An 18,552-nucleotide genomic window follows, 5' to 3' on the forward strand; every position below is an offset into this window, starting at 1 on the left:
CAGCAGAAGGAACGGTCAGGCCGGTGCGAGCCAGCGCTCGGCCAGCGCGCCCCAGTAGGCGGCGCCGGTCAGCAGGATGTCGTCGTTGAAGTCATAGGCCGGGTTGTGCACCATCGGCCGCGATACGCCATTGCCAATGAACAGGTAGGCGCCCGGGCAGCGTTGCAGCATCCAGGCAAAGTCTTCGCTGCCCATCAGCTTGCGGGTGTTGCGCTGCACTGCCTCGGCGCCCAGCAACTCCTCGGCCACCTGTGTTGCGAAGGCATTTTCCGCCGCATGGTTGACCAGCACCGGGTAGGCCGGGCGGTGTTCGATGGCGGCGCTGCAACCAAAGCTCGCGGCCTGGCTGATGATGATCGCCCGCACCCGCTCCAGGGTCTGCGCCCGTACCTGCGGGTCCAGTGCGCGCAGGCTCAGGCGCAGCAGCGCCTGTTGCGGGATCACATTGGCTGCCTCACCGGCCTGCAAGGCACCCACGGTAACCACAGCCGCCTCCTGTGCATCGATATTACGCGCCACCACGGTTTGCAGCGCCATGACCACACTGGCCGCGGCTACCAACGGGTCCACCGTCAGGTGCGGCATCGAGCCGTGCCCGCCAACCCCGTCGAGTGTCACCGTGAGCAAATCCTGCGAGGCCATCATCGGCCCCTCGCGAAAGCCCAGGTGCCCAGCCGGCAACCCGGGCATGTTGTGCATGCCGAACAGTGCATCGCAGGGGAAGCGCTCGAGCAGGCCGTCGGCCAGCATCGCCTCGGCACCGCCCTGGCCCTCTTCGGCCGGCTGGAAGATCAGCGTCAGCGTACCGTCGAAGCGTCGGGTCGCCGCCAGGTAACGCGCGGCGCCCAGCAGCATGGTGGTGTGCCCGTCATGGCCGCAGGCATGCATGCAGCCCTGGTGCTGGCTGCTGTAGGCGGCGCCGGTGGCCTCGTCGATGGGCAGCGCGTCCATGTCGGCGCGCAGGCCCAGGCGGCGTGTACTGCTGCCGTTGCGCAACAGGCCGACCACGCCAGTCTTGCCGACGCCGGTATGCACCTGGTAGCCCCAGGCCTGGAGCAATCGGGCGACCAGCGCCGAGGTGCGGTTCTCTTCGAAACCCAGTTCCGGGTGAGCGTGGATATCGTGACGGATCGCCTGCAGCTCGCTGGCCACCTCGTTCAGCCAGGCCAGGATGTGCTGATGTCGGGACATGTAGAGTCTCCTCGCGCGGGTGGTTTGCCGTTCTTGTTGTTCGCCTTGAGGCCACGACGGGTGAGGCAGGTCGTGCTGGCTGACAGATAAACGCGAGTGCCGCGCAACCACAATTGAATGTGGTTCCACACTGCGGAACAGGCTGGGCCAGCGTCCGCTTCGGCACCACAAATGTGCATGGGCGAGATGCCGTCTTGCCATGATTGCGCCGCTCTAGCCCGTGGGTTTTAATCGCGCCCGATCCATCTGCCAAGGAAGTTTCACCATGTACAGGAAGATCGTGCCGCTGGCGCTGTTGGCAACCCTGGCCGGTTGCTCGAACAGCGAAGACAACCGCGAGGCCAGCTTTCACAAAGCCGCCCAGGCCTACCTCGACAGCCAGTACCCGCGCTGCTTCGTGGTCAGTTCATTCCCGACCAGAACCCAGGACTTCGACCTGCATGGCAACAACCAGGCGCTGCATGCCCTGGCCCAGGCCGGTGTGGTCAGCGAAAAGGAGATATCCCGCACCGAGGTGCCTGCCCGCCTGTGGCAAGCGGCGCGCACTGACATCTACTATGCCTACGACCTCACCGACGAAGGCCGCAAGTACTACAAGGCGGGCAATGGGCTGTGTTTCGGCAAGGCACAGGTCACCGCCATCGAGCAGTTCAGCGAGCCGAGCGAGGCCATGGGGCAGAAGGTGGCGCGTGTGACCTATGCCTACAAGATTACCGGGTTGCCGGCCTGGGCCGGTGATGAGGCAGTCAAGGCCAGCATTGCCGAACTGGGCAAGGCAGTGGCCAGCACTGACGCACCGCTCAAGGAAACCGGGGCGATGGTATTGACCAGCCAAGGCTGGGTGGACGAGCGCTTGCTCGGCAACTAGCCGCGCTCGTCGGCAGGCCGGCGCCTACCGTGCGTGCGCCAGGCGCTTCCCGGTGCGGGCTTGCCGACGACAGGCCGACAGCGGTTCTACATCCACCAGGCCAGCACCACTGGCAGCCAGGCAAACGACAGCACCGTCGAGCACATCACCAGGTTCGCCACCTGCTCCGGCTCGCGGTTGGCGCGTATTGCCATCAGGTAGTTGAACACCGCCACCGGCATCGCCGATTGCACCACCAGCACCGCGCGCGCCAGGTCGTCCAGGCCCAGCGCCATGCCCACCGCCCAGCCCAGCGCAGCCCCCAGGCCAATGCGCAAGCCACCCAGCAGCAAGCCGCTGCCCACCTGGCGCAGGCGGATGCTGGCCAGCGACACACCCAGGGTCAGCAACATCAACGGGATGGTCATGCCGCCCAGCAGGTTGACGGTGTTGGCCAGCCAACGGGGCAGTTCGAAGTCGAGAAAGATGATCGGCATGGCCCCGGCCAGGCTGATCACGATGGGGTTGCGCAGCAAGGCCTTGAACGAAGCGGCCGTGCCTGAAATCGCCATGCCGAGGGTGAACTGCACGATCGACAAGGTCAGGAAGAACGCCACGGCCAGGGCCAGGCCATGTTCGCCGAAGGCATACAGGCTGATGGGCAGGCCCATGTTACCGGTGTTGGGGAACATGAACGCCGGCATCAGCACCCGCCAGTGCCGGCCGGTAACGCGGCACACCAGCCAGCCGGCCAGGGCCATGCCCAGGGTGCACAGCAGGCAGGCCATGGCCATGCTGGCGAAGGCTTCCGGCTGCAGTTCGGTACGGCTCAGGGTGGACAGCACCAACGACGGGGTGCCGATGGTCATCACCACCCGGGCGATGAATCCGGTGGGGTAGTCCAGGCCCTTGCGGGCCCAGCCATAGCCGATGCCGGCAACCACGAAAACCGGGGCCAGGACTGCGAACAACGAGGCGAACATGGGGGCTGCCTTGCTTGGGGATGGGGGCAGCATTATGCCGCAGGCTGCGGCGTCTCGTCGCATGCCTGGCCCCCTTGGGCAAAACCTGCGGAGCCCTTAGAATCGCGCGTCCTTTTCGCCCGCCACCCTGGCGGGCCGATCCCACTCGAGGTACCTATGTCTCCGCGTTTGCTGGCCATGGCGCTGGCGCCCCTGCTCGGGCTGTTCATCATCGCCCTGGGCAACGGCTTCATGTCTTCCCTTACCACCCTGCGCCTGGGCGCTGCCGGCGAATCGGCCACCACCATCGGTATCGTCTCGTCGACCTACTTCATCGGCCTGACCCTGGGGGCCATCTTCAACGACCGGCTGATCCTGCGCATCGGCCATATCCGCGCCTACACCAGCTTCGCCGCGCTGATCGCGGTAACCATCCTGCTGCAAGGCCTGTTCTACGAGGTCACCTGGTGGTCGCTGCTGCGCCTGATCAACGGCTGGGCGGCGGTGGGCGTATTCCTGGTGATCGAAAGCTGGCTGCTGCTGGCCGGTGACGCCAAGATCCGTGGCCGCCTGCTGGCGCTGTACATGATCGCCTTCTACGGGGCCGGGGTGATCGCCCAGGCGGGCCTGGGCGAAATCACCCACCTGGGTGACACCGCGCCGTTCATGCTGGCTGGCGTGCTGGCTGCGCTGTCGGTGCTGCCGATCGTGATCCTGCCACGGGTGTCGCCACTGCTGGACCAGGTCGAACCGCTCAAGCCACGGCAGTTGCTGGGCGTGGCACCGTCGGGCCTGGTCGGCTGCTTTGGCTCGGGGGTGGCCATTGCCGGCATCTACACCCTGCTGCCGCTGTACCTGCAACGCATCGGCCTGGATGTCGGTGAGGTCGGCAACATGATGGCCTGGGTGATCCTCGGCGCCATGCTGCTGCAATACCCGGTCGGGCGTTGGTCGGACCGCAAGGACCGCCAGGATGTGCTGATCGCCCTGGCGGCACTGTGCATGCTGCTGTCGCTGGTAACGGTGTTCCTGCCGTCGGACTCGGCCCTGCTGCCGGCCATGTTGTTCCTGCTGGGCGGCGGCGTGTTCACCCTGTACCCGGTGGCGGTCAGCCATGCGGCCGACCGGGCACCGTCCGATGCGCTGGTGCCGATGATTCAGGGCCTGCTGCTGATCAACTCGCTGGGCTCGGCCATGGCGCCGGTGGCGATCTCGCCGATGATGACCGAATTTGGCGAGGCCGGGTTGTTCTGGGCCTTTGCCGTGGTCAACCTGGCCATGGTGTGCTTCTTCATGTGGCGCCGTGGCAAGCGCCCGGCCGCAGAGCACCCGGCACCGTTCACCGCGTCGACCACCTTCTCGCCGACCGGTGCCGAGTTGCGGGTGACTGAAGACCTGATGCATGCAGCGCAGGAACACCCGCCGCTGGCCCCCACCGAGCCTGTGCCCAGCAGCCGCAGCGCAAGCCACTGAACGTAGGGGCTGCTACGCAGCCCCGGCGACCGTCGCTGGAAACGTGTAGAGGACTGTCCTGCCTTGGGGCTTGATGTGTTTGCCTGAAGATCTTCGTTGCCTATGAGATCGAGCGCCGCCCGCGCGGCGCATCGCGGATGAATCCGCACCTCATTTGTTGCAACGTGGCATGCCTGTGAGGCCATGGTTGTCAGCCTCGTTGGCATGACGGGATTTTCGGGCGGGCATTGATGCCGCCTCGCATGCCTTAGGACATGCACCTAGGCAGGCAACCATGGCGTAACAGGTTCGGCACGTTGCAACAAATGTAGGAGCGGATTCATCCGCGATGCGCCGCGCGGGCGGCGCTCGATCTGATAGGCGCTACATAGTTACCACTCGTCGCGCCGAAGGCACCGCGCCCCTCCTCCCCAGCCAAACGAATGACAGATCATTTGCCCAGGAGTGTTGCCATGATCCGCATTCGTCCCCTTTCGCTGTCCCTCGCCCTGGCCCTGGCCACGCTGGCCGGTACCAGCCTCGCGGCTGGCGAGAGCACCACTACCGACACCCGCCCGCAAGCCGACCAGAGCGGTGGCAAGACCGCCGGTGAAGGCAGCAGCGTCAACAGCCCGGGCAGCAGCACGGACAACGACAGCAGCGACACCGGCAGCAACAGCGATGCCGCCGACGGCGCCGCTGGCGGCTCCAACAGCACCGGTGAAGCCACAGGCTCCGGCGCGGGCCATACCGGTGGCAATGCCGAGGACCAGGACAGCCGTTGAGGCAGCGCTGGGCCACACTGCGCCGAAATGCCCCAGCGAGGATTCGCCATGCACCTCACACCCTGGCTGCTGGCTGCCCTGCTAGCGTGTAGTCCCCTGGCTGTCGCGGCTGGCCAGGGCGCACTGTCGATCAGTTCCTCATCGTTTACCGACGGCGGGATAATCGCCTTGCCGCAGGTTGGCCTGGACCCGGCCTGCGGCGCGGGCGAAGAGCGCAGCCCGCAACTGAGCTGGGACAACCTGCCCGCGGGTACGCAGTCGCTGGCCCTGATCCTGTTCGACCCGGACGGCGGCAAGGGCCTCGGAGTGGTCCACTGGCTGGTCTACAACATCCACCCTGACCAGGATGGGCTGAAGGAAGGCGCCGCCGGCCTCACCGGGCAACGCGTTACGGTGGGGCGCAATTCGCGCGGCACGCTCAGCTACCGGGGACCCTGCCCGCCTGCCGGCGACAACCCGCACCACTACGTATTGACCCTGATCACCACCGACCTGCCGCCAGGCACCTTGCCCGAAGGCCTGGACCGCACCGGCCTGCTGCAGTTGCTGCAAGGCCATGCGCTGGGCGCGCAGAGCCGGGTCGGGCGTTACGGGCATTGAACCAGGCAGTACAAGAACAAATGATCGCCGCGATAGCATTTACTCATTGAATGGCCCAGCCGAACTGAAGTAAGCTCGGGCTCATTCATTGGAGCGCAGCATGCCGAAACACAACCGCAACCACGCCAACCACACCGGTCGCACCCTGCGCCCTGTGCTGGCTGTTGCCGGCTGCGTGGCACCTGCCAGCTATTACTTCGGGTATTGGTTTAGCCACTAGGCGCCGCTACCCATACGGCGCCCACCTTCGAGGGGCCGCCGAACATGAGAATACTCAAACCCCCGGTCGGCCTCCCGACCGGGGGTTTTGCTTTTCTGGCCTTTGCACAACACCGATTCACATTGAGGACCGATTCATGAACTACGCCACTTATTACGCCGCCAACACCTACGCCTGGCGATTTAGCCAATCCCGTTCGGGCCAGCCTGCCGCCTCCGTTCGGTCTTGCACAGGTGGCAATGCAGCAGCCAATAGCAATTCAACGATCTGTCGAACACCTCGATAGGGCCGACAGCGCGGGCCACAACCCGCCGTCCGCCCAGGGAAAAACGCCATGCAAGCTTCCAGCCTCGCCCTGCCCCTGACCCAGCCGCAAGCGGCCAATACCAGCGTCAGCCAGCGCCTGCCCAGCCCGCACCTGCTCAAGCAGCAAATGCCGCTGCCCAGCGCACTGGCCCAGCAAGTCCATGCCCACCGCCAGGCCATCCGCGACATCCTCGACGGCCACGACCAGCGCCTGCTGGTGATCGTCGGCCCATGCTCGATCCACGACCCACGCTCGGCCTTGGAATACGCCGATCGCCTGGCCGCCCTCAGCCGCGAAGTCGACGACCAGCTGCTGCTGGTGATGCGCGCCTACGTCGAAAAACCCCGTACCACGGTCGGCTGGAAAGGCCTGGCCTACGACCCGCACCTCGACGGTAGCGACGACATGCATGCCGGCATCGCCCTGTCCCGCGGGTTGATGCTGAACATGCTCGAACGCGGCCTGCCGATTGCCACCGAGTTGCTGCAACCGATGGCCGCCGGCTACTTCGATGACCTGCTGGCCTGGGCCGCGATTGGCGCGCGTACCACCGAATCGCAGATCCACCGCGAAATGGTCAGTGGCCTGGAGCTGCCGGTAGGCTTCAAGAACGGCACCGACGGCGGCATCGCCATCGCCAGCGACGCCATGCGCAGCGCTGCCCATCCGCACCGCCACTTCGGCATGGATACGCAGGGCTACCCGGCCATCATCGAGACCCTGGGCAACCCGGATACCCACCTGGTGCTGCGTGGCGGCCACACCGGCCCGAACCACGATGCCGAGAGCATCGCCATGGCCCGCCAGGCATTGGCCAAGGCCGGGTTGCAGGCGCGCATCATGGTCGATTGCAGCCACGCCAACAGCGGCAAGGACCCCGCGCGCCAACCTGCCGTGTTCGACAACGTGCTGGCCCAGCGCCTGGCCGGCGACCGCTCGATCGTCGGGGTCATGCTCGAGGGCCACCTGTTCGATGGCTGCCAGGCGCTGGGCAAGGGCCCACTGGCATACGGCGTGTCGATCACCGACGGCTGCCTGGGCTGGGCGTCGACCGAGACCCTGTTGCGCCAGGCGGCGGAAAAACTCCGGTAGGCCGCTTGCAAGCCTGGCGAGACATACCCCGGACAAGTGCGCTAGGCTTGCCTTTTTTACCCCCAAGGAGCAGTACCCATGGCCCGTGCAACCGCCCGCCACATCCTGGTCAGCAGCGAAGAGAAATGCAACGAACTGAAAGCGCAGATCGAAGCCGGTGCCGACTTCGCTGAAATCGCCAAGGCCAACTCCACCTGCCCGTCCAGCCGCCAGGGCGGTGACCTGGGCTCGTTCGGCCCGGGCCAGATGGTCAAGGAGTTCGACACCGTGGTCTTCAGCGCCCCGGTCAACACCGTGCAAGGCCCGGTGAAGACCCAGTTCGGCTACCACCTGCTGGAAGTGACCAGCCGCCAGGACTAAGTCCTCGCAGGCGATGAAGGCCCCCGTAGCAGCGGGTTCACCCGCAAACGTGCCAGCTCAGGCAACAAGATTGCTTGCACGGGCGCATTCGCGGGTGAACCCGCTGCCACGGTGGTTGCTTTGCCTGCTCCTGCTTGGTCTTGCCTACAACGCCCACGCCACCCCCAGCCACGCCCTCACCGTCTACGGCGAAGCCCCCCGCTACGACGCCAGCTTCCAGCACTTCGACTACGTCAACCCCGACGCTCCCAAGGGCGGCATCCTGCGCCGCTCGGCCATCGAGATCGGCCAGTTCGACCATATCCTGCCGTATATCGACAAAGGCATCGGCGTCAGCGAGGTCGATGGCCTGCTCTACGCGCCCCTGGCCATGCGTTCGTTCGATGAACCCTATACCGTCTATGGCCTGATTGCCCGGCGCATGGAGCGCGGCCCGGATGACGCCTGGCTGCGCTTCGACATCGACCCGCGTGCCACCTTCGCCGATGGCCAGCCGGTGCGCGCCGCAGACGTACGCTTCACCTTCGAGCTGCTGCTGAACAAGGGCAGCCTCAAGTACCGCACCCAGTTCGCCGATGTGGCCGGAGTAACCGTGGAAGGCCCGCAGCGTGTGCGTTTCGACCTCAAGCCCGGGCATGGCCGCACCCTGGCACTGGACCTCGCCAGCCTGCCGGTGCTGCCCGAGCACGATTGGCAACAGCGCGATTTCGCCAACGGCGCCGGCTTCGACAAGCCGGTGGGCAGCGGGCCGTACCGTATCGGGCGCATCGACAATGGCCGCAGCATCACCTTCGAGCGTGACCCCAACTGGTGGGCGCGGGACCTGCCGGTCAGCCGTGGCCGCTACAATTTCGACAAGTTGCGCATCGAGTATTTCGGCGACACCGAAGTGGCGCGACAGGTGCTCAAGGGCGGGGGCTACGACTACAATCGCGAATTCTCCGCCACCGCCTACACACTGGGCTACGCCGGCGCGCAACTGGATGACGGGCGTCTGCAGCGCGCCCACCTGGGCCCGGCCAAGCCGCAGGTTGCCCAGGGCTTCGTGTTCAACCTGGACCAACCGCAGTTCAAGGACCGCCGGGTGCGCCAGGCGCTGGGCATGCTGTGGGATTTCGAGTGGAGCAACCGGCAGATGATGCGCAACCTGTACATCCGCCAGCAGAGCGTGTTTTCCAACACCCCGCTGGCCGCCCGCCAGTTGCCCGATGCCGGTGAGCTGCAACTGCTCGAGCCGCTGCGTGGCCAGGTGCCGGACGAAGTCTTCAGCAAGGTATTCAGCGCGCCGGTCACCGATGGCTCGGGGATCATTCGCCAGCAGCAGTTGCAGGCCCTGGCCCTGCTCGAGCAGGCCGGCTGGCACCCGCAGGGCGACCGCCTGGTCGACAGCCAAGGCACGCCATTGGCGTTCACCTTTCTCAATGGCCAGGCGGGCATGGAGCGCCTGCTGCTGCCGTGGAAGCGCAACCTGGCGCAAATCGGCATCACCCTGAACATCCGCAATGTCGACTCGGCCCAGTACGTCAACCGCCTGATGGCGCGCGATTACGACATGATCGTCACCGGCTACCCGGTTACCCTGTCGCCCGGCGCCGAGCTGTACAACTACTTTGGCTCGGCAGCGGCGCATGACCCCGGTTCGAACAACCTGATGGTGCTGCAGGACCCTGCCGTGGACCACCTGGTCGACGGCCTGGTGCGCGCCGCCAGCCAGGCCGACATGCTGCAGCATGCCCGCGCCCTGGACCGGGTGCTGCAATGGAACTACTACTGGATCCCCAACTATTACCCGCCGGGCAGCTCCACCGTGTGGTGGAACCGCTTCGGCCGGCCCAAGGTCCAGGCGGCCTATGACGAAGGACTGGACACCTGGTGGGAGGTCAGCCCCAGCGCGCTGACCAATGCGCAGATGGCCGAGCGCCTGAAGGCTTCGCCATGACCAGCTACATTCTGCGGCGCCTGTTGCTGATCATCCCGACGTTGCTGGCGATCCTGCTGGTCAACTTCGCCATCGTCCAGGCGGCACCGGGCGGCCCAGTGGAACAGGCGGTGGCGCGCCTGCAAGGCCTTGGCGCCGGTGCGCCTGCTGCCCGCGCCGAGGTGGTGCATGGCGAGTCCCGCGCCAGCCGCGGCCTGGACCCGAAACTGATCGAAGAGATCAAGCGCCAATACGGCTTCGACAAGAGCGCCCCCGAGCGCCTGTGGCTGATGCTCGGCCAATACGCCCGGCTGGACTTCGGCAACAGCTTCTTCCGCGGCGCCAAGGTCACCCAGCTGATCCTCGACAAGCTCCCGGTTACCCTGTCGCTGGGCTTGTGGGCCACGCTGATCACCTACCTGGTCTCGATCCCGCTGGGCATCCGCAAGGCGGTACGCCATGGCAGCCGCTTCGATGCCTGGAGCAGCGCGCTGATCGTGGTCGGCTACGCCCTGCCCTCGTTCCTGTTCGCCCTGCTGCTGATCGTGGTGTTCGCCGGCGGCACCTCGCTCAACTGGTTCCCGGTGCGCGGCCTGGTCTCGGACAACTTCGACGAACTCAGCCTGCTGGGCCAGGTGGCAGACTACTTCTGGCACCTGGTGCTACCGGTCGGCGCCTTGGTCATCGGCGGCTTCGCCACCCTGACCCTGCTGACCAAGAACGCCTTCCTCGACGAGATTGCCCGGCAATACGTGGTCACCGCCCGCGCCAAGGGCCTGAGCGAGCGCCGGGTGCTGTATGGCCATGTGCTGCGCAATGCCATGCTGCTGGTAGTGGCCGGGTTGCCGCAGGCGTTGATCACGGTGTTCTTCGCCGGCTCGTTGCTGATCGAGGTGATCTTCTCGCTCGATGGCCTGGGCCGCATGAGCTATGACGCGGCGCTATCGCGCGATTACTCGGTGGTGTTCGGCACGCTGTTCATCTTTACCCTGGCGGGCCTGTTGATCCGCCTGATCGGCGACCTGTCGTATACCTTGCTCGACCCGCGTATCGACTTCGACACGAGGGCGCACTGATGCTTTCACCGCTATCGCGCCGTCGCCTGCAACGCTTTCGCCGCAACCGCCTTGGCTGGGTTTCGCTGTGGCTGTTCGCCTGCCTGCTGCTACTGAGCCTGGGTGCCGAACTGGTGGCCAACGACAAGCCGTTGCTGCTGGGCTACAAGGGTGAATTGTACGTGCCGGCGCTCAAGCGCTACAGCGAGCAGCAGTTCGGCGGCCAGTTGCCGTTCCAGCCGGATTACCGCAGCGCCTACGTGCGCCAACTGATCGCCGACCAGGGCGGCTGGATGCTGTTCGCGCCCATCCCGTTCAGTGCCGATACGCCCAACTACGACTTGCAGGTACCCACGCCCAGCCCGCCCAGCCCCAGCAACTGGCTGGGCACCGACGACCAGGGCCGCGACGTGCTGGCCCGTGTGTTGTATGGCACTCGGGTATCGTTGCTGTTCGCCTTTGCCCTGACCGTGGTCAGCGTCCTCATCGGCGTGGCGGCCGGCGCCCTGCAGGGCTACCACGGCGGTTGGGTCGACCTGCTCGGGCAGCGCCTGCTGGAGGTATGGTCGGGGCTGCCGGTGCTGTACCTGCTGATCATCCTCAGCGGCTTTGTCGAACCGGACTTCTGGTGGTTGCTGGGGATCATGGCGCTGTTTTCCTGGCTGACCCTGGTCGATGTGGTGCGCGCCGAGTTCCTGCGCGGGCGCAACCTGGAATACGTCAAGGCGGCTCGGGCGCTGGGGTTGCCGGACAACCAGGTGATGCTGCGGCACATCCTGCCCAATGCGATGAACGCCACGCTCACCTATGTACCGTTCATGCTGACCGGGGCGATCACGACCCTGACGGCACTGGATTTTCTCGGCTTCGGCATGCCGGCCGGGAGCGCTTCGCTGGGTGAGCTGGTGACCCAGGGCAAGCAACACCTGGAGGCGCCGTGGCTGGGCTTTACCGCGTTCTTTGCACTGGCGGTGATCCTGTCGTTGCTGGTGTTTATCGGCGATGCCTTGCGCGAGGCGTTCGACCCCAGAGGGTAGGCTTTCAAGCCTGGCCTGTTCGCGGGTAAACCCGCTGCCACAGGTATCCCACGGAATTCAGCCTTCACGTTGAGCCGGCGGGAACGGGTTTACCCGCGAACAGGCCGGCACTGCTTTTACATGATTCGGAACTTGACCCATGCACGACAGCGACAGCCTCAAGGACTACCCCCAGGTACGGCAACTGGCGATCCGCTCGCTGTTCGAGATCATCGAACAGTCCAGCGAAGGCACGGTGATCGTCGACCGCCAGGCACGCATCGTGTGGATGAACGAACGCTATGCCCGGCGTTTTGGCCTGGCCGATGCCGCCGGCGCCATCGGCCAGCCGTGCGAGGCAGTGATACCGGGTAGCCTGATGCGCGAGGTGGTGAACAATGGCCGGCCGATTCTGCTCGACATGCTCGATACCCCCAACGAGCCGCTGGTGGTCATGCGCCTGCCCATCCACGATGACCAGGGGACGCTGATCGGTGCCATCGGCTTTGCCCTGTTCGATCAACTGCGCAGCTTGTCGCCCCTGCTCAAACGCTACTCCAGCATGCAGCAGGAACTGGCCTCGACCCGCTCGCAGCTACGCGCCCGCCAGGCCAAATACAGCTTCGCCCAGTTCGTTGGCAGCAGCGCCGCCAGCCTGGAGGCCAAGCGCCGCGCCCGGCGTGGCGCCAGCAGTGATTCGCCAGTGTTGCTGCTAGGCGAAACCGGCACCGGCAAGGAGCTGCTGGCCCACGCCATCCACGCAGCATCGGCGCGCGCGCACAAGGCCTTTGTCAGCATCAACAGCGCAGCGATCCCGGAAACGCTGCTGGAGGCCGAATTCTTCGGTACCGCCCCCGGCGCCTTCACCGGCGCCGACCGCAAGGGCCGCAGCGGCAAGCTGCAACTGGCCGAGGGCGGCACACTGTTTCTCGACGAGATCGGCGACATGCCGCTGGCGCTGCAAAGCAAGCTGTTGCGCGTGCTGCAGGAGAAGGAATACGAGCCGGTAGGCTCCAACCAGATGCTGCGCAGCGACGTGCGCATCATTGCCGCCACCTCGATCGACCTGCAGGCAGCCATCGCCCGCGGTGCGTTCCGCGCCGACCTGTATTACCGGCTCAACGTGCTGCCGATCGAGGTGCCACCGTTGCGACAACGGCTGCAGGACCTGCCGGCGCTGTGCGAGGCCATCCTCAGCGAGCTGGGCAGCCAGTACGAGCTGGAGCCTGAAGCGCAGCAACTGCTGGCGCGACATGCCTGGCCGGGGAATATCCGCGAATTGCGCAATGTGCTGGAGCGGGCCACCTTGCTGGCGGACCAGCCGCGGCTCGGCGCTGGCGACCTGCGTACGGCCTTGGGGCCGTTGAGCCCGGCGGCGGAGGCGCCCGTGCGCCAGAGCTATCGTGAGGCCTGTGCGCAGTTCGAGCGCGAGTTGATTGCCAGGGCATTGGCCGAGCATGAAGGAAATGTGCCAGAGGCTGCAGCCGCGTTGGGGCTGGGTCGGTCGACCTTGTACAAGAAGATGGTGGCGCTTGGTCTCTAATTTGAGACTTTATTTTCTATTTGGAGATTGCTGCTAAAGCTTCGCCCACGATCGCGACACGAGGCCGCTCCTACAGGTTATCGGGATGCCTGTGTAGGAGCGGCCTTGCGTCGCGATGGCCGCAAAGCGGCCCAAAAAATCTCAAATCAGAGACAAAAACCAAGAAAAAAACAAATTAACCATAAAATTCAATAGCTTAGAAACTGGCACGATTCCCGCTAATGCCTGGGCACCGATAAAAACAAGACTCACCCAGGAGACCCACCCCGATGACCGTGCTCATCGCCCTCGCCGCCTTGGCCCTGCTGATGCTCGCAGCCTACCGTGGCTACAGCGTAATCCTCTTCGCCCCGATCGCCGCCCTCGGCGCCGTGCTGCTCACCGACCCGTCCGCGGTGGCCCCTGCGTTCACCGGGGTGTTCATGGAGAAAATGGTCGGCTTCATCAAACTCTACTTCCCGGTGTTCCTGCTGGGGGCGGTGTTCGGCAAGCTGATCGAACTGTCTGGTTTCTCCCGCTCGATCGTCGCCGCGGCCATCCGCGTGCTTGGCACCCGCCAGGCGATGCTGGTGATCGTGCTGGTCTGCGCCCTGCTCACCTACGGCGGCGTTTCGCTGTTCGTGGTGGTGTTCGCGGTGTACCCGTTCGCCGCCGAGATGTTCCGCCAGAGCAACATTCCCAAGCGGCTGATTCCGGCCACCATCGCCTTGGGCGCATTCTCGTTCACCATGGACGCCCTGCCCGGCACCCCGCAGATCCAGAACATCATCCCCAGCACCTTCTTCAACACCACTGCCTGGGCCGCGCCCTGGCTGGGCCTGATCGGCACGCTGTTCGTGTTCTGTGCGGGCATGGCCTACCTGCAGCGCCAGCGCAACAAGGCGCAACGTACCGGGGAAGGTTACGGCACCAACCTGCGCAACGAACCGGAAACCGCCGCCGACCTGGCCTTGCCCAACCCCTGGCTGGCCTTGTCGCCGCTGCTGCTGGTGGGGGTGATGAACCTGCTGTTCACCCACTGGATCCCGCAATGGTACGGCCCCAGCCACAGCCTGCAACTGCCTGGCATGAGCGCACCGGTGCAAAGCGACGTGGCCAAGCTGACAGCGATCTGGGCGGTGCAGGCGGCCTTGCTGGTGGGCATCCTGATGGTGCTGGTGTGTGCCTTCGGCGCCATTCGCACACGCCTGGCCGAAGGCAGCAAGAGTGCAGTGGCCGGTGCCTTGCTGGCGGCCATGAACACCGCCTCGGAGTATGGTTTTGGCGCGGTGATTGCCTCGCTGCCGGGCTTCCTGGTGCTGGCCGACGCTCTGCGCGGCATCCCCAACCCGCTGGTCAACGAGGCCATCACCGTGACCTTGCTGGCCGGCATCACCGGGTCTGCCTCGGGCGGCATGAGCATCGCCCTGGCGGCGATGGGCGACAGTTTCATTGCCGCGGCCAATGCCGCCCACATTCCGCTGGAGGTGCTGCACCGGGTAGCGGCCATGGCCAGCGGCGGCATGGACACCCTGCCGCACAATGGCGCAGTCATCACCTTGCTGGCGGTGACCGGGCTGACCCACCGCGAGGCCTACAAGGACATTTTCGGTATCACCCTGATCAAGACCCTGGCGGTGTTCGTGGTCATCACCACGTTCTACGCCACCGGTATCGTCTAAGGAGCATTGCATGACCCTCAATGGCAAGACTGCACTCGTCACCGGCTCGACCAGCGGCATCGGCCTGGGCATTGCCCAGGTGCTGGCCCGCGCGGGCGCCAACATCGTGCTCAATGGCTTTGGCGACCCGACGGCGGCGCTGGCCGAGATCGCCCGGTACGGGGTGAAGGTGGTCCATCACCCGGCCGACCTGTCGGACGTGGCCCAGATCGAGGCGCTGTTCACCCAGGCCGAGCAGGCGTTCGGCGGCGTCGACATCCTCGTCAACAACGCCGGGATCCAGCATGTGGCGCCGGTGGAGCAGTTTCCGCCAGAAAGCTGGGACAAGATCATCGCCCTCAACCTGTCTGCCGTGTTCCACGGTACACGGCTGGCCTTGCCTGGCATGCGCACGCGCAATTGGGGGCGCATCATCAACATCGCCTCGGTGCATGGCCTGGTCGGCTCGACCGGCAAGGCGGCCTATGTGGCGGCCAAGCACGGCGTGCTCGGCCTGAACAAGGTGGTGGGCCTGGAAACCGCCACCAGCAACGTCACCTGCAATGCCATCTGCCCAGGCTGGGTGCTGACCCCGCTGGTGCAGAAGCAGATCGACGATCGTGCCGCCAACGGCGGCGATCCGCTGCAAGCGCAGCATGATCTGCTGGCGGAAAAGCAACCCTCACTGGCCTTCGTTACACCCGAGCACCTGGGCGAGCTGGTACTATTCCTGTGCAGCGAGGCCGCAAGCCAGGTTCGCGGTGCCGCCTGGAACGTCGATGGTGGCTGGTTGGCCCAGTGAGGGGCGGCCTGGACCTGGCGCTGGCCTGGCATTCGTTTATCTGCAAGGAGGCCCTATGCGCCCTACCCCGATGACCGCGATCCTGGCCCTGACCCTGGCGGCAGCCGCGCAAGCGTCAGCTGCCAGCCTGAAGGATGTCGCGCCCTACCCCGAGGCGGAAAAAGGCTTCACCCGCCAGGTCATTCACCTGCCGGCCCAGGCCGATGAGTCGGCCTACCAACTGGAAATCCTCGCCGGCAAGACCCTGCCGGTGGACTGCAACCGCCAGCGCCTGGGCGGCAGCCTGGAGGAACGTACCCTGCAAGGCTGGGGTTACAGCTACTACCGCCTGGACAAGGTCAGCGGCCCGGCCAGCACCCTGATGGCCTGCCCGGATGGCAAGAAGACCGAGGCCTTCGTACCGGTGGTCGGTGAGGGCTTCATGCTGCGCTACAACAGCAAGCTGCCGGTGGTGGTGTATGTGCCAAAGGATGTCGAAGTACGTTATCGCATCTGGAGCGCATCGCAGGACGTGCAAAAGGCTAAAGTAGAGTAGACACCGTTCCTTGTAGGAGCGGCCTTGCGTCGCGATGGGCTGCGAAGCAGCCCCGGCAATTTGTGCTGCGAAGCTGAAAATCTGGGCCTGCTTCGCAGCCCATCGCGACGCAAGGCCGCTCCTCCAGGTTCAGGCCCACATCTGGCAGTAGCAGGAGGTACGGCATGAACGATGTGCTCTGGCGCCCCTCCACGGCGCAGATCGCCGCCAGCCGGATGGACGCTTTCCGCCGCTGGGTCAACCTGCGCTACAACCTGCAACTCGACGACTACCAGGCGTTGCACCGCTGGAGCATCGAACAGCGCCCGGCCTTCTGGCAAACCCTCGCCGACTATTTCCACGTTCACTGGCATACCCCGCCGCGCCAGGTGCTCAGCGAAGGCGCGCAGATGCCCGATGCCCGCTGGTTCACCCACGCTACACTGAACTTCGCCGAACACCTGCTGCGCCGTCGCGATGATCGCCCGGCCCTGGTCAGCGTGCGGGAAGACGGGCAGCGCCAGGTACTCACCCATGCCCAGCTGGCCGCCCAGGTGGGCGGCTTGCAACAAGCCTTCAAGGCGGCCGGCATCGGCCCCGGCGACCGGGTCGCCGCGATCATGCCCAATACCTGGCAAACCCTGGTCGCCATGCTGGCCTGCACTGGCCTCGGCGCCGTCTGGTCCAGTTCGTCGCCCGAGTTCGGTGTACACGGCATCATCGATCGCTTCGGCCAGATCGAGCCCAGGCTGCTGATCGCCTGTGCCGGTTACCAGTACGCCGGCAAGGACATCGACCAGGTAGACAAGGTCAACCAGGTGTGCGCGCAGCTGCCCGGGCTGCAACAGCTGATCGTGGTCCCCCATACCCGCAGCGGTACGCGCGCCGACGCGTTCCGGGCCGCCAATGTCAGCCTGTGGGACGAGTACTTCCAGCCCGGTGGCGAACCCTGCTTCACCCCGCTGCCCTTCGATCATCCGCTGTACATCCTGTATTCCAGCGGTACCACCGGCGCCCCCAAGTGCATCGTCCACCGCGCGGGCGGAGTGTTGTTGCAACACCTCAAGGAACATGGCCTGCACAACGACCTGAAGGCCGATGATGTGCTGTTCTACTACACCACCTGCGGCTGGATGATGTGGAACTGGCTGGCCAGCGGCCTGGCCGTGGGTGCAACGCTGGTGCTGTATGACGGCTCGCCGTTTCACCCCGGCCCCGAACGCCTGCTCGACCTGATCGACGCCGAGGGCATCCACGCCTTCGGTACCAGTGCCAAGTACCTGGCGGCGCTGGAGCAGGCTGGCCTGGAGCCGGCGACGAGCCACCGCCTGACCAGCTTGCGGCTGTTGCTGTCGACTGGCTCGCCGTTGTCGCCACACAGCTACGATTACGTGTACCGCAAGGTCAAGGCCGACCTGTGCCTGGCGTCCATGTCCGGCGGCACCGACATTGTCTCCTGCTTCGTGCTGGGCAACCCGACCCTGCCGGTGCGCCGTGGCGAAATCCAGTGCAAAGGCCTGGGCATGGCAGTGGAAGTGTGGAACGAGCACGGTCAGCCGGTGCTGGGCGAAAAAGGCGAACTGGTGTGCACGCACCATTTCCCGTCAATGCCGTTGGGCTTCTGGCATGACCCGGACGGCAGCCGTTATCACGACGCCTATTTCAGCCAGTTCCCCGGGGTGTGGGCCCAGGGCGACTACGCCGAACAGCGCGCCGACGGTGGGTTGGTGATCCATGGCCGCTCCGATGCCGTGCTCAACCCCGGTGGCGTGCGCATTGGCACGGCGGAGATCTACCGCCAGGTGGAAAAGGTCGAGCAGGTACTGGAAAGCGTGGCCATCGGCCAGGACTGGAACGGCGATGTGCGGGTGGTGCTGTTCGTGCGCCTGCGTGACGGCCTGCAGCTGGACGATGCCCTGCGCCAGCAGATCCGCCAGGTGATCCGTCAGTACACCACGCCGCGCCATGTGCCGGCGGTGATCGCCCAGGTCGATGACATCCCGCGGACCATCAGCGGCAAGGTGGTGGAACTGGCGGTGCGCAATGTGGTGCATGGCCTACCGGTGAAGAATACCGACGCCCTGGCCAACCCGGAGGCACTGGAGCAGTTTCGTGGACGCAAGGAATTGCAGAGCTGACGTTGATCGCTGGCAATTGCAGGAGCGGCCTTGCGTCGCGATGGGCAGCGAACCAGACCCGGCAATCTGTGCTGCGGAGCTGAAAACCTGAGGCCGCTGCGCAGCCCATC

The 18,552-nt window shown here is 65.4% G+C and carries 16 protein-coding genes; 14 read left to right on the forward strand and 2 right to left on the reverse strand.

Going from position 1 to position 18,552, the window contains the following annotated elements; all coding sequences use genetic code 11:
- Positions 1–15 precede the first annotated feature (15 nt).
- Positions 16–1,191 (reverse strand): M20 aminoacylase family protein, encoded by a 1,176-nt coding sequence (locus HG549_RS13770; protein ID WP_170030057.1) that lies wholly within the window; start codon positions 1,189–1,191, stop codon positions 16–18.
- 265 nt (positions 1,192–1,456) lie between these two features.
- On the opposite strand from HG549_RS13770, the gene HG549_RS13775 reads away from it, so the two are divergent.
- The gene (locus HG549_RS13775; protein ID WP_170030058.1) at positions 1,457–2,059 is read left to right on the forward strand and encodes a hypothetical protein; all 603 of its coding nucleotides are present in this window, start codon (positions 1,457–1,459) and stop codon (positions 2,057–2,059) included.
- A gap of 86 nt (positions 2,060–2,145) precedes the next feature.
- On the opposite strand, the gene HG549_RS13780 is transcribed toward HG549_RS13775, so the two are convergent.
- Positions 2,146–3,021 (reverse strand): AEC family transporter, encoded by an 876-nt coding sequence (locus HG549_RS13780; RefSeq protein ID WP_170030059.1) that lies wholly within the window; start codon positions 3,019–3,021, stop codon positions 2,146–2,148.
- A gap of 156 nt (positions 3,022–3,177) precedes the next feature.
- Between HG549_RS13780 and HG549_RS13785 the strand changes: the two genes are divergently transcribed.
- The 13 genes from HG549_RS13785 to HG549_RS13845 all read left to right on the forward strand — a co-directional run bounded on the left by HG549_RS13785 (position 3,178) and on the right by HG549_RS13845 (position 18,442).
- The gene (locus tag HG549_RS13785; RefSeq protein WP_170030060.1) at positions 3,178–4,473 is read left to right on the forward strand and encodes an MFS transporter; all 1,296 of its coding nucleotides are present in this window, start codon (positions 3,178–3,180) and stop codon (positions 4,471–4,473) included.
- 452 nt (positions 4,474–4,925) lie between these two features.
- Positions 4,926–5,237 (forward strand): hypothetical protein, encoded by a 312-nt coding sequence (locus HG549_RS13790; protein WP_170030061.1) that lies wholly within the window; start codon positions 4,926–4,928, stop codon positions 5,235–5,237.
- 48 nt (positions 5,238–5,285) lie between these two features.
- Entirely contained in the window at positions 5,286–5,837 is a 552-nt protein-coding gene (locus tag HG549_RS13795) for a YbhB/YbcL family Raf kinase inhibitor-like protein (protein ID WP_170030062.1), read from the forward strand.
- Positions 5,838–6,391: 554 nt separating this feature from the next.
- Positions 6,392–7,456 (forward strand): 3-deoxy-7-phosphoheptulonate synthase, encoded by a 1,065-nt coding sequence (locus tag HG549_RS13800; protein WP_170030063.1) that lies wholly within the window; start codon positions 6,392–6,394, stop codon positions 7,454–7,456.
- A gap of 78 nt (positions 7,457–7,534) precedes the next feature.
- A complete protein-coding gene (locus HG549_RS13805; protein WP_003258780.1) occupies positions 7,535–7,816 on the forward strand; it encodes a peptidylprolyl isomerase in 282 nt (93 codons plus the stop codon).
- Positions 7,817–7,829: 13 nt separating this feature from the next.
- Positions 7,830–9,755: an extracellular solute-binding protein gene (locus tag HG549_RS13810; protein ID WP_170030064.1), complete on the forward strand. Its 1,926-nt coding sequence runs from the start codon at positions 7,830–7,832 to the stop codon at positions 9,753–9,755.
- Positions 9,752–10,810, forward strand: a complete 1,059-nt coding sequence (locus HG549_RS13815; protein ID WP_170030065.1) for a microcin C ABC transporter permease YejB — start codon at positions 9,752–9,754, stop codon at positions 10,808–10,810. Before HG549_RS13810 ends, HG549_RS13815 begins: the two co-directional genes overlap by 4 nt.
- Complete coding sequence (locus HG549_RS13820; protein WP_170030066.1) at positions 10,810–11,826, forward strand: ABC transporter permease; 1,017 nt, start codon at positions 10,810–10,812, stop codon at positions 11,824–11,826. Before HG549_RS13815 ends, HG549_RS13820 begins: the two co-directional genes overlap by 1 nt.
- A gap of 139 nt (positions 11,827–11,965) precedes the next feature.
- Complete coding sequence (locus HG549_RS13825; protein WP_170030067.1) at positions 11,966–13,348, forward strand: sigma-54-dependent Fis family transcriptional regulator; 1,383 nt, start codon at positions 11,966–11,968, stop codon at positions 13,346–13,348.
- A gap of 269 nt (positions 13,349–13,617) precedes the next feature.
- A complete protein-coding gene (locus tag HG549_RS13830; RefSeq protein WP_170030068.1) occupies positions 13,618–15,009 on the forward strand; it encodes a GntP family permease in 1,392 nt (463 codons plus the stop codon).
- 10 nt (positions 15,010–15,019) lie between these two features.
- A complete protein-coding gene (gene hbdH / locus HG549_RS13835) occupies positions 15,020–15,790 on the forward strand; it encodes a 3-hydroxybutyrate dehydrogenase (RefSeq protein WP_170030069.1) in 771 nt (256 codons plus the stop codon).
- 55 nt (positions 15,791–15,845) lie between these two features.
- A complete protein-coding gene (gene eco / locus HG549_RS13840) occupies positions 15,846–16,325 on the forward strand; it encodes a serine protease inhibitor ecotin (RefSeq protein WP_170030070.1) in 480 nt (159 codons plus the stop codon).
- A 164-nt stretch (positions 16,326–16,489) separates the two neighbouring features.
- The gene (locus HG549_RS13845; RefSeq protein ID WP_170030071.1) at positions 16,490–18,442 is read left to right on the forward strand and encodes an acetoacetate--CoA ligase; all 1,953 of its coding nucleotides are present in this window, start codon (positions 16,490–16,492) and stop codon (positions 18,440–18,442) included.
- Positions 18,443–18,552 lie beyond the last annotated feature (110 nt).

The organism is Pseudomonas sp. SK (genome assembly GCF_012975065.1).
Lineage (GTDB): Bacteria > Pseudomonadota > Gammaproteobacteria > Pseudomonadales > Pseudomonadaceae > Aquipseudomonas > Aquipseudomonas anuradhapurensis.